Source organism: Ruegeria sp. R14_0 (genome assembly GCF_017743975.1).
Classification (GTDB): Bacteria; Pseudomonadota; Alphaproteobacteria; order Rhodobacterales; family Rhodobacteraceae; genus Ruegeria.
Map to the genome: position 1 here is coordinate 49,010 of NZ_JAGHRC010000012.1, position 11,245 is coordinate 60,254.

At 58.6% G+C, this 11,245-nt stretch carries 9 protein-coding genes; 7 read left to right on the plus strand and 2 right to left on the minus strand.

The window, feature by feature from the left end; genetic code table 11:
- Window positions 1-57: 57 nt before the first annotated feature.
- Window positions 58-813, plus strand: coding sequence for a class II aldolase and adducin N-terminal domain-containing protein (locus tag J7416_RS21830; protein WP_209227833.1), 756 nt, complete (start codon window positions 58-60; stop codon window positions 811-813).
- A 22-nt stretch (window positions 814-835) separates the two neighbouring features.
- Entirely contained in the window at window positions 836-1,825 is a 990-nt protein-coding gene (locus tag J7416_RS21835; RefSeq protein WP_209227835.1) for a sterol desaturase family protein, read from the plus strand.
- Here the strand turns inward: J7416_RS21835 and J7416_RS21840 are convergent.
- The gene (locus J7416_RS21840) at window positions 1,822-2,763 is read right to left on the minus strand and encodes a GlxA family transcriptional regulator (RefSeq protein WP_209227837.1); all 942 of its coding nucleotides are present in this window, start codon (window positions 2,761-2,763) and stop codon (window positions 1,822-1,824) included. The genes J7416_RS21835 and J7416_RS21840 overlap by 4 nt on opposite strands.
- Before the next feature lie 76 nt (window positions 2,764-2,839).
- Here J7416_RS21840 and J7416_RS21845 point away from each other — a divergent pair, with 76 nt between their 5' ends.
- Genes J7416_RS21845 through J7416_RS21855 form a run of 3 tightly spaced genes read left to right on the plus strand, consistent with a single transcriptional unit; the run spans window position 2,840 to window position 6,808 of the window.
- Window positions 2,840-4,000: an acyl-CoA dehydrogenase family protein gene (locus J7416_RS21845; protein ID WP_209227839.1), complete on the plus strand. Its 1,161-nt coding sequence runs from the start codon at window positions 2,840-2,842 to the stop codon at window positions 3,998-4,000.
- A gap of 16 nt (window positions 4,001-4,016) precedes the next feature.
- The gene (locus J7416_RS21850) at window positions 4,017-6,032 is read left to right on the plus strand and encodes an acetate--CoA ligase family protein (RefSeq protein WP_209227841.1); all 2,016 of its coding nucleotides are present in this window, start codon (window positions 4,017-4,019) and stop codon (window positions 6,030-6,032) included.
- Window positions 6,029-6,808, plus strand: a complete 780-nt coding sequence (locus J7416_RS21855; protein WP_209227843.1) for a carnitinyl-CoA dehydratase — start codon at window positions 6,029-6,031, stop codon at window positions 6,806-6,808. Before J7416_RS21850 ends, J7416_RS21855 begins: the two co-directional genes overlap by 4 nt.
- 6 nt (window positions 6,809-6,814) lie before the next feature.
- Here J7416_RS21855 and J7416_RS21860 read toward each other — a convergent pair whose 3' ends face one another.
- Window positions 6,815-7,447, minus strand: a complete 633-nt coding sequence (locus J7416_RS21860) for a class I SAM-dependent methyltransferase (protein ID WP_209227845.1) — start codon at window positions 7,445-7,447, stop codon at window positions 6,815-6,817.
- A gap of 91 nt (window positions 7,448-7,538) precedes the next feature.
- Here J7416_RS21860 and J7416_RS21865 point away from each other — a divergent pair, with 91 nt between their 5' ends.
- Window positions 7,539-8,387: an SDR family oxidoreductase gene (locus J7416_RS21865; RefSeq protein ID WP_209227847.1), complete on the plus strand. Its 849-nt coding sequence runs from the start codon at window positions 7,539-7,541 to the stop codon at window positions 8,385-8,387.
- A 265-nt stretch (window positions 8,388-8,652) separates the two neighbouring features.
- Window positions 8,653-10,854 carry a catalase/peroxidase HPI gene (gene katG, locus J7416_RS21870; RefSeq protein WP_209227849.1) on the plus strand — a complete coding sequence of 734 codons (2,202 nt, stop codon included), beginning with the start codon at window positions 8,653-8,655 and terminating at the stop codon, window positions 10,852-10,854.
- Window positions 10,855-11,245: the final 391 nt, after the last annotated feature.

Genomic DNA, 11,245 nt, shown 5'->3' on the forward strand with positions numbered 1-11,245 from the left:
TTTGCGGTCGCAGGCACGATTTCCCAAAGCCCTCAGCCATCGGCAAAGGAGTCCGGAATGACCGTCACCAACCTACGCGCCAATATTGACCACTGGGCCGAACGCGTGGACCTGGCCGCAACCTTTCGCTGGGTTGAGCGTTTGAACATGAACGAGGGCGTGGCCAACCACTTTAGTCTGGCCGTGAACCCGGACGGCACACAGTTCCTGATGAACCCGAACCAGATGCACTTTGCGCGGATCAAAGCGTCCAATCTGCTGGTGTTGGATGCGAATGACCCGGATGTGATGACCCAACCCGGTGCACCCGATCCAACGGCGTGGGGCTTGCATGGGTCGATCCATCGTCATTGCCCCCATGCGCGCTGTGTGATGCATGTGCATTCGATCTTTGCGACCGTGCTAGCCTCGCTTGCGGATAGCACGCTGCCTCCGATCGACCAAAACACGGCCACGTTCTACAACCGCTACGTCATTGATGAAGAGTTCGGCGGGCTTGCTTTTGAAAGCGAAGGGGAACGCTGTGCATCCATGCTGTCGGACCCCAAAAAGAAGGTCATGATCATGGGGAATCACGGGGTGCTGGTGATTGGCAGTGATCCGGCGGACACCTTTAACAGGCTCTATTATTTTGAGCGTGCGGCTGAAACCTATATCCGCGCGCTGCAAACCGGGCAGCCTTTGCGCGTGCTATCCGATGAGATCGCCGAGAAAACCGCGCAAGAGCTTGATGACTATCCGGACCAGGCCGCTGCACATCTGCGAGAGGTCAAGGCCTTGCTGGATGCCGACGGTTCCGACTACGCCACGTGACAACCTCAACAGGGTAATTGCCATGTCTGATACAGCACAGGATCCCGAAACCGCCCGCTGGCACTATCTCCCCAAAGGTCCGGTTGGTTTGAACCCACTTTTTAGTTGGCCGCCGCGTCCGTCTGCCGTGCTGAAATGGTACAGCGGCGCGTGGCTGCAGATTACGTCCCTGACCTTGTGTCTGACTCTGGCAGTCGTTGCTTATGCTTTCTTCTTCCCTTCGCTGGAAACCATGCAAAGCTTTGCGCCGGGATGGATGTTTCGCATCTGGCTGCTGAACATGGTGCCGCAGATCCTGATCGCGGGTGGGCTGCATTGGTGGCTTTACATGCGCAAAGGGCAGGGCATGTACAAAAAGTTCGACCGCCGAGATCTGACTCGCAACAACGGTACCTTCACATTTCGAAATCAGGTCCTGGACAATATCTGGTGGACGCTGGGCAGCGCGATGACCGTCGCGACGGTCTATCAGTGGATCATCTATTGGGCGATGGCCAACGGCTATGTCCCCACGGTGACATGGTCCGGCGCGCCGGTATGGTTCGTGGTCTGGATGGTGTTCATCCCAATGTGGTCGGGGCTGCATTTCTATTGGGTTCATCGGCTCGAGCATCACCCGAAGCTCTATAAATACGTCCACGCCGTGCACCATCGCAATGTGAACATCGGGCCCTGGTCGGGGATTTCGAACCATTGGTACGAGAACCTTTTGTACTTCACGACCTATTTCATCCACCTGATCGTGCCGTCGCACCCGCTGCATGTGCTGTTCCACACCTACTTTCAGCAAATCAGCCCAGTCCTGTCCCACTCTGGCTTTGAAAAGCTCAAGGCGGGGGACACGGATGCCGCCCGGGCCGGTGACTTCTTCCACCAGTTGCACCACCGGTATTTCGAGTGCAACTACGGCACCTCGGAAATTCCGTTCGACAAGTGGTTCGGCACCTATCACGACGGATCGGCCGAGGCGACGACTCGAACGCGGGCATACAAGAAACAGATGTACACCTAATCAGCCCGTAGCGCGCGCGGCGTGATCCCAAACTCGGCCTTGAAGGCGCGGGTCAGGGCGCTGGGGTCGTCATAGCCCGCGCGCAGGGCGACCTCACCAATAGTCAGGTCTGTCTCGGACACCAGTTTGCGCGCAAGGTTCAGGCGCAAACGTCGGTACACCTGGGCCGGGCCGGCACCCAACTCAGCCTGCATCCGAACGGACAACGCTTTTTGAGATCGCCCGACCAACCCGGCGATTTCTGAAATGGGCAGCGGGGATTCCAGGTTCTCCTGCATCAGGGCGAGCGCCTTGTTGACATAGCCACTCGTGGCACCTGCGCCACCCCTATGTGACCGCGCGGAATCACGGGTCATGAACAGTTGGGACACTTCCAGCGCTAAGGCCTGACCCTGATCCCGCCCGATCAGATGCAACACCAGGTCAAAGGCCGCCATCGCCCCGGAACAGGTGATCCGGTTGCGGTCGATGACAAACCGTTCGCGCCGGGCATCAACCTCGGGAAAGCGCTCGGTAAAGCTGGTGAGTTCTTCCCAGTGAATCGTGGCGCGATGCCCGTCTAACAACCCCGCCTGCGCCAAAAGCCAACTGCCGGTGTCCAGACCCGCCAATAGCTTGAATCGCTGATCCGCCGAACGCAGCCCTGAAAGAGTCCTCCAACCGCCATGCGCGCGAAACCCATAAGAGGGCATGACCATCAGCATGTCCCCGCTGGCCGTTTGTAACGCCCAGTGCGGCGCGACCTGCAGACCGGATGAGGATGTAACAGGCCCATCCTCAAGCGACAGAAACCGCCAGTCGTACAATTTGCGACTAGCCAGCGTGTTTGCGGCGCGCAAAGGTTCGACCGTGTTGGCCAGGCAATGGTTCGAGAATCCGTCGAACAGAAGAACGCCGATTTGCTGCGGTGCAGAGGGTGATTTAGTCCAATTTTGCATGGTAAACGTCTATTTCTGCATGCTTCGAATGGCAAGCCACGTCAGGATACGCGCAACACCGATTTGGAGTCGCCCGATGCAATATGGATTGTCCGACGAACAAGAGATGATCGTCTCAACCGTTCGCAGCTTTGTCGAAAACGAGATCTACCCGCATGAGGAGCTGGTCGAACGTACCGGTGAAGTGCCGCAAGACATCGCGGATGAGATCAAGCGCAAGACGATCGAGCTGGGTTTTTACGCCTGCAACTTTCCTGAAAGCGTAGGTTGTGCAGGGCTGAACCATCTGGAATTCGCTCTGGTCGAACGCGAGTTGGGTCGGGGTTCCATGGCGCTGAACCATTTCTTTGGACGCCCGCAAAACATTCTGATGGCATGTGAGGGCGATCAGGTCGAACGCTATCTGATGCCCGCCGTGCGCGGCGAAAAGATGGATGCGCTTGCCATGACCGAACCCGGTGCCGGCTCGGACGTTCGTGGTATGAAATGTGCGGCTGTTCGGGATGGCGGTGACTGGGTCGTCAACGGCACCAAGCATTTCATCTCGGGCGCGGAACATGCGGACTTTATCATCGTCTTCATCGCGACCGGCGAGGATCAGACGCCAAAAGGCCCCAAAAAGCGGATCACGGCATTTCTTGTCGACCGCGGGACGCCGGGATTCACGATCCGCGACGGCTACAAGTCTGTCAGCCATCGCGGCTACAAGAACATGGTGTTGGATTTCGACGATTGTCGTCTGCCAGACGCCCAGGTTCTGGGTGAGGTCGATGGCGGGTTCGACGTCATGAATACCTGGCTCTATGCGACGCGAATTACAGTCGCAGCGATGTCCGTGGGCCGCGCGCGCCGTGCGTTCGATTATGCGCTGGATTACTCGGCCACGCGCGAACAGTTCGGCCAGAAGATCGGCAAATTCCAGGGCGTTTCGTTCCAGATCGCGGACATGATCACAGAGATCGACGCGGCGGATCTGCTGACGCTGGCGGCTGCGGATCGACTGGATAAAGGCATGCCTGCCAACCGCGAGATCGCCTCGGCCAAGTTGTATGCGACCGAGATGCTGGCACGTGTCACCGATGCCGCCATCCAGATCCACGGCGGTATGGGCTTGATGGACGACTATCCGCTTGAACGGTTCTGGCGCGATGCGCGTGTCGAACGGATTTGGGACGGGACCAGCGAAATTCAGCGTCATATCATCAGCCGCGATCTATTGAGGGCCCTCGGTGCGTGACGGTGAAGGACAGTTGATGTCTTCTCTGACTCGGCTCTTGCATCCTACGTCCATCGCAGTGATCGGCGGTGGCGCGTGGTGTATTTCGGTGATCGAGCAGGCCCGGAAATTCGGGTTTCAGGGCGATATCTGGCCCGTTCATCCAAAGGCAGGTGCACTCGCAGGCGAAGCGGCTTTTGCAAGCCTTGAAGACCTGCCCGCATCCCCCGACGTCGCCTTTGTTGGCATCAACCGCCACGCAACGATCGAGGCTGTTGCCGCTTTGTCCGACATGGGCGCTGGTGGGGCTGTGTGCTTTGCATCTGGCTTCACCGAAGCGCGCGCCGAGGATGGCGAAGGTGCCAATCTGCAAGCGCGTTTGGTTCAGGCAGCCGGGGATATGCCGATTCTGGGCCCGAACTGCTATGGCTTCGTCAACGGGTTGGCGCGCGCCGCCGTATGGCCGGATCAGCACGGGATGCGACCGGTGGATCGCGGCGTGGCAATCCTGACCCAAAGCTCAAACATCGCGATCAACATGACGATGCAGCGCCGCGCCTTGCCGCTGGCCTTTATGCTGACCAGCGGCAATCAGGCGCAAACCCATCAAGCCGATATTGCTGCAGCGCTTTTGGATGATGACCGGATCACGGCGATTGGGGTTCATATCGAAGGGTTCGGCGACCTGCGCAAATGGGAAGCGCTGGCCAAAAAGGCGCGGGCCCGGGATGTTCCAATCGTTGCGCTCAAGATGGGCCGCTCAGCCCATGCACAGGCGGCGACGATCTCCCATACAGCATCGCTGGCGGGCGAAGACGCAGGTGCGCAGGCGTTTCTGGACCGTCTTGGTATCGCACGGCTGGATGATATTCCCAGCTTTCTGGAATGCCTCAAACTGTTGCACGTGACCGGTGGGCTGGACAGCAACGGGCTGGGCTCGATCAGTTGTTCGGGCGGAGAGGCCAGTCTGGCCGCAGACATGGCCGAAGACCGTGACGTGCATTTTCCGCCGCTGTCGCAAAAGCAAAAAGACAATCTGCGCGACGCGCTTGGGCCGATGGTGGCTTTGGCGAACCCGCTCGATTACCACACCTACATTTGGCGTGACACAGAGGCGATGACCCGGGCGTGGAGCGCCATGATGAGCCCAGAACAGGCTCTAACACTGGCCATTGTGGACTATCCGCACACGGATGCGACGGACTGGGACTGCGCCACCCAAGCCGCGCTGAACTGCGTCGCCCGGACCGGTCGCCCATTCGCAGTGACGGCCACCTTGCCGGAGTTGTTGCCAGAAGATGTCGCATTGCGCCTCATGAAAGGGGGCGTTGTTCCCTTTGCGGGACTGCACGAAGCCCTTGCGTCGGTCGAGGCAGCATCACGCCCAAGCGCACCTGACGCTGAACCGGTTCTGTTGCCGTCCGACACCAACACAAACCACGTGCTGACCGAAGCAGAAGCAAAACAGGCGCTGGCCGAATTCGGCGTTCGTGTTCCGCAAAGCGTCGTGGCTTCGGCGGAAGGGGCCGAGGACGCGTCTGCCAACCTGACGGGCCCTTTTGCCGTCAAAGGCGTCGGTCTGGCGCATAAGTCGGAACATGCGGCCGTCCGTCTGGGCGTTCACGCAGAGGCGGTTGCCAAAGTCGCAGCGGAAATCGGGACCGATGAGGTTTTGATCGAAGAAATGGCTGAAGGCGGCGTTGCCGAATTGCTGGTTGGCGTGACCCGCGACCCTGCCCATGGGTATGTTCTGACACTTGGGGCCGGCGGGGTGCTGACCGAAATTCTGCGCGACACCGTATCGCTGCTGATCCCATCCTCTCGCGACGTAGTGCAAGACGCGCTGAGCAGGTTGAAGTGCGCGCCCCTTTTGGCGGGGTATCGCGGCAAACCGGCTGCGGATATGGAATCGATATTGGACACGGTCGAAGCGGTGCAAGCCTATGTTATTGCCAACGCATCCCATGTCAGCGAAGTTGAAATCAACCCACTGATCTGCACGCTTGACCGTGCGGTGGCGGTGGACGCTCTGATCCGAAAGGCAAGCTCATGACCCCGATCAAAACCAAACGCGATGGCGCGATTTTAGAAGTCACTCTGGATCGGCCAAAGGCAAACGCAATTGATCTGGCGACCAGCCGGGTCATGGGCGAGGTGTTTCGCGATTTCCGCGATGATCCTGACCTGCGCGTCGCCATCCTGACCGGCGGCGGCGAGAAGTTCTTTTGCCCCGGCTGGGATCTGAAGGCGGCCGCGGATGGCGATGCAGTCGACGGCGACTATGGTGTCGGTGGCTTTGGCGGGCTGCAGGAACTGCGGGACATGAACAAGCCGGTGATTGCGGCGGTCAACGGGATTGCCTGCGGCGGTGGGCTGGAACTGGCGCTGAGCGCAGACATGATCCTGGCCGCCGACCACGCCAGTTTCGCGCTGCCGGAAATCCGATCCGGGACGGTTGCCGATGCGGCCAGCGTCAAACTACCCAAACGCATCCCTTATCACGTCGCGATGGAACTTCTGCTGACGGGTCGCTGGTTCGACCCGTACGAGGCGAAAAACTGGGGTCTGGTGAATGAGGTCGTTCCGGGGGATCAGCTGATGGACCGCGCATGGGAATTGGCGCGTCTTTTGGCCAGCGGGCCGCCATTGGTTTACGCCGCAATCAAAGAAATCGTGCGCGATGCCGAGGATTCCAAGTTTCAGGATGCGATGAACCGGATCACGCAGCGCCAATTGCCGACGGTCGATGTCCTTTATGGGTCCGAAGATAATCTGGAAGGCGCGCGCGCATTTGCCGAAAAGCGTGATCCTGTTTGGAAAGGCCGATAGACAGGATCAACAGCGCTCGAACAGCGCGATCAGGGCCGTGTCGTCTTTATTGGGCCCGGATGCCAGATCGCCAAAAATGCGGACTTCGGGCAAAGCAAGATTGCGGATCCGGTGTTGCGACAGCCGGTGCAGAGCTTCGGCGAAACCGCGTTTTTCATAATGCTGGGCGTTGATGGACAGGGCGAATTGCGCTCCGGGCCTTGCAACGCGCAACAGGGCCGGCAAGGCCTGGGGGCCCAGATGGCCGTGGGTAAAGGTGCCGGATGAAACAATGCCCGAGTAGCTGTCGCGCGGTACCGGTATGCCTTCGTTCAGGTCAGCTTCAATCGCGTCGCGATAGATGTCCTTGCGCATGGCCTGATCCAGCATCTCTGGACTGATATCTGTGGCGTCAATCGGCCCCACGCCCAGCCCGGCCAAGACTGCGCCGCACAGACCGGTTCCCGCACCAACATCAAGCACAGGTCCTTGCCCTCCGGCGGCAACAAAGGCGCGGGCCGTATGGATGTGCAGTTGATAATCCTCGAACGTGGCAAAACCTTCGTCGTAATCCCCAGCCCATTCGGCATAGAGGCGCTTGTGGTCTTCCGCGGACTCTAGCGCATAGGCTGCGTGGATATCGGGTGTTTTGTCACTCATGCCCAAAAGAAAGGCGCAATGGGGGATTCGAATCAAGTGTCGCAGCGCAGAGTTCTTGCATCTGCTGAAATTGCCGATCATCTAGGAACGTATGACAGGCACTCTCTTTTCCTTCGGTCACGGGTATTCGGCGCAGGTCTTATCCCGTCAGTTGCAACACCAAAATTGGCGCGTTCTGGGCACAACGCGTGATCCGGCCCAGGCGCCGGTTATACGGGCTTCGGGGGCCGAGCCGGTCATCTGGCCGGGTCAAGAACCGCAGCTGGATGGGGTAACGCATCTGCTGATATCGACGGCACCGAATGCGAAAGGCGATCCGGTTTTGGCGGCACTGCGGGATGAAATCGCCGAACGAGCAGCGCAGTTCAAATGGGTCGGGTATTTGTCGACGACCGCTGTCTATGGGGACCATCAGGGTGCTTGGGTAGACGAATCCACACCAGCCACGCCGACCGCGGAACGGGGCAAGTGGCGGGTTCAGGCCGAAAGACAATGGCAGAGCATTCCGGGGTTGCCGACGCATGTTTTCCGTCTGGCAGGAATATACGGCCCCGGTCGCGGGCCGTTTTCCAAGCTTAAACGCGTGGGTATGCGCCGTATCATAAAGCCGGGACAGGTCTTTTCACGTATCCACGTGGCAGACATTGCCCAAGTCCTGAACGCATCCATGAATGCACCCAATCCGGGTGCGGTTTACAACGTGTGTGATGACGAACCGGTTCCGCCTCAGGACGTTATCGCCTATGCGGCCGAGCTGCAGGGTTTGCCGCTACCACCCGAAGTGTCGTTTGAAGAGGCGGAAATGACCCCCATGGCGCGCAGCTTTTACAACGAAAACAAGCGTGTCAGGAATGATCGGATCAAGGATGAATTGGGCGTCTCGCTGCTTTATCCAAACTACAGGGTCGGTCTGAAGTCCTTAATGGTCGACAGTCAATAACCGGACCGTTTTTGGTGGTGTGGCAAGGCACCAAGTTTGATAGTTTTTAGTTATCAAACTTATCCATAAACAAAACTTATTTGCATGGTTTGAATCTGCTAGGTCTGGCGGCGACAAGACAAGAGTCGCCGATACCTCTGGTGGAATGCGCGAATTGCAGGTCGTGCATCTAAAAGAGGTAAAAGTGTCATCTATATATGTTCTTGATCGACCGAGTTTTTCACCGCGCGACTGAGCCGGAATTTAGCCAGGATTGGAGATCGACATGGACGGAAGTGACAACCCAAAAGTGGGCGGATGCCCCGTAATGCATGGAGCAGGAACCCGGTCGAACCGGGATTGGTGGCCAAACCAATTGAACCTGTCGATCCTTCATCAACACGCGCCCGCGTCAAATCCGATGGACCCGGATTTCGACTATGCCGAAGAATTCCAGAAGCTGGATTATCAGGCGCTGAAAGATGACCTGTACGCGCTGATGACAGATTCGCAGGATTGGTGGCCGGCAGACTATGGTCACTATGGAGGTCTGTTCATCCGCATGGCGTGGCACAGCGCCGGAACATACCGGACCGCGGACGGCCGTGGCGGTGCATCGACCGGCAATCAGCGTTTTGCGCCGCTGAACAGCTGGCCGGACAACGGCAACCTCGACAAGGCGCGCCGTCTGCTGTGGCCGATCAAACAGAAATACGGCAACCAGATCTCCTGGGCCGACCTGATGATTCTGGCCGGGAACTGCGCGATTGAATCGATGGGCGGCAAGACCTTTGGGTTCGCCGGCGGTCGTGAAGACATCTGGGCACCCGAAGAAGACATCTACTGGGGTTCGGAAACCGAATGGCTGGCTCCGACTGACAACCCGCACAGCCGTTACTCGGGTGAGCGTGATCTGGAAAACCCGCTGGCCGCCGTGCAGATGGGTCTGATCTATGTGAACCCCGAAGGCCCGGATGGTGAGCCGAACGTATTGGCCTCGGGCCGTGACATCCGCGACACCTTTGGCCGGATGGCAATGAATGACGAGGAAACCGTCGCGCTGGTCGCCGGGGGCCACACCTTCGGTAAAGCCCACGGTGCAGGTGACCCCGATCTGGTCGGGCCCGACCCCGAAGCCGCCCCGATTGAAGAGATGGGCTTTGGCTGGATCAACAAGTTTGGTTCGGGCAAGGGTGATGACACTACGACCTCGGGTATCGAGGGCGCATGGACCGCGAATCCGATCAAGTGGGACAACGGCTATTTCGACCTGCTGTTCGGCTATGACTGGAACCTTACCAAAAGTCCCTCGGGCGCATGGATATGGGAGCCGGTGAACGTCAAAGAAGAAGACATGGCCCCGGCAGCGCATGATCCATCCAAGAAGGTCAAAACCATGATGACCACCGCCGACATGGCGATGCGCATGGACCCGATCTATGGCCCGATCTCGAAGCGCTTCCACGAGAACCCGGAAGAGTTCGCAGATGCTTTCGCTCGCGCCTGGTTCAAACTGACCCACCGCGACATGGGTCCGCGTTCGGCTTATATTGGTCCAGAAGCTCCGACCGAAGAGCTGATCTGGCAGGATAACGTCCCGGCGGTGGATCACGATCTGGTCGACGACGCAGATGTGGCCGACCTGAAAGCCAAGATTGCAGCGACTGACCTGTCTGTGTCTGAACTGGTCTCGACCGCTTGGGCCTCGGCCTCGACCTTCCGTGGGTCGGATAAGCGTGGCGGTGCAAATGGTGCCCGCATCCGTCTTGCGCCGCAGAAAGACTGGGATGTGAACGAGCCGCTGAAACTGTCCAAAGCGCTGGATGCTCTGGAAGGTGTTCAGAAAGCGTTCAACGACGCGCAGTCGGGCAACAAGAAAGTGTCCCTGGCAGATGTGATCGTTCTGGCCGGTGCCGTGGGTATCGAACAGGCGGCCAAAGCCGGTGGCCAGGATGTCGAGGTTCCGTTCGCACCGGGTCGTACTGATGCGACGCAGGACCAAACCGACGTCGAAAGCGTGGGTATGCTTGAACCTGCCGCCGACGGGTTCCGCAATTATCAAAAAGCGGATTACACGGTTTCGCCCGAAGAGCTGCTGGTCGACCGCGCGCAGTTGCTGACCCTCTCCGCGCCCGAGATGACGGCCCTTGTGGGTGGTCTGCGCGTGTTGGGTGCGAATTTTGGCGACAGCAAGCATGGCGTGCTGACCGACCGTGTAGGTGTGCTGAGCAACGACTTCTTCACCAACTTGCTGGACATGAGCACCGAATGGAAGCCCTCGGGTAAAGGTGTCTATGAGGGTCGTGACCGAGCAAGCGGCGAGGTCAAGTGGACTGGCACCCGAGTGGATCTTGTCTTTGGCTCAAACTCGCAACTGCGGGCGTTGGCCGAGGTCTATGGTCAGGCCGATGCCGAAGGCAAATTCGTCTGTGACTTTGTCTCGGCGTGGAACAAGGTGATGAACGCGGATCGCTTTGATCTGAATTAAGCTCTCGATCATTGCAGTGATAGCGCCGCTCGGGGGGACTCGGGCGGCGTTCTATTTGGGTCGAGACCCACGGGCATACCAAGCATTGGGTACGATTCCGCCTACTGTCAGAGCTCTTGCTAACGATAAGCACGGTTGAGCTCACTCGAACGGGCGAATTCTAAAGCTAACCTGTTGTTTTCATTAACACGGGAAGAAATCTGCAGAGAAATGTGAAGTTTTTTCAAAATGGGGGTTGCAGGTCCCAGACCTAATCCGTAAATACCCCTTCACCGGCGCTGCTGAGGCGGTGCTGACGGGTCGGAGAGACGGCCTGACGGACTGGAAAGACGGTTGAGACGCTCGGGAGAGACCGGGGGCATCTTGGGAATGGGTTAGGCGGGCGCGCTGA

Coding starts and splice junctions, on each gene's coding strand:
- J7416_RS21840 (WP_209227837.1), bottom strand. CDS start 2,763: ATGCAAAATTGGACTAAATCACCCTCTGCACCGCAGCAAATCGGCGTT.
- J7416_RS21850 (WP_209227841.1), top strand. CDS start 4,017: ATGTCTTCTCTGACTCGGCTCTTGCATCCTACGTCCATCGCAGTGATC.
- katG (WP_209227849.1), top strand. CDS start 8,653: ATGGACGGAAGTGACAACCCAAAAGTGGGCGGATGCCCCGTAATGCAT.
- J7416_RS21830 (WP_209227833.1), top strand. CDS start 58: ATGACCGTCACCAACCTACGCGCCAATATTGACCACTGGGCCGAACGC.
- J7416_RS21865 (WP_209227847.1), top strand. CDS start 7,539: ATGACAGGCACTCTCTTTTCCTTCGGTCACGGGTATTCGGCGCAGGTC.
- J7416_RS21845 (WP_209227839.1), top strand. CDS start 2,840: ATGCAATATGGATTGTCCGACGAACAAGAGATGATCGTCTCAACCGTT.
- J7416_RS21860 (WP_209227845.1), bottom strand. CDS start 7,447: ATGAGTGACAAAACACCCGATATCCACGCAGCCTATGCGCTAGAGTCC.
- J7416_RS21835 (WP_209227835.1), top strand. CDS start 836: ATGTCTGATACAGCACAGGATCCCGAAACCGCCCGCTGGCACTATCTC.
- J7416_RS21855 (WP_209227843.1), top strand. CDS start 6,029: ATGACCCCGATCAAAACCAAACGCGATGGCGCGATTTTAGAAGTCACT.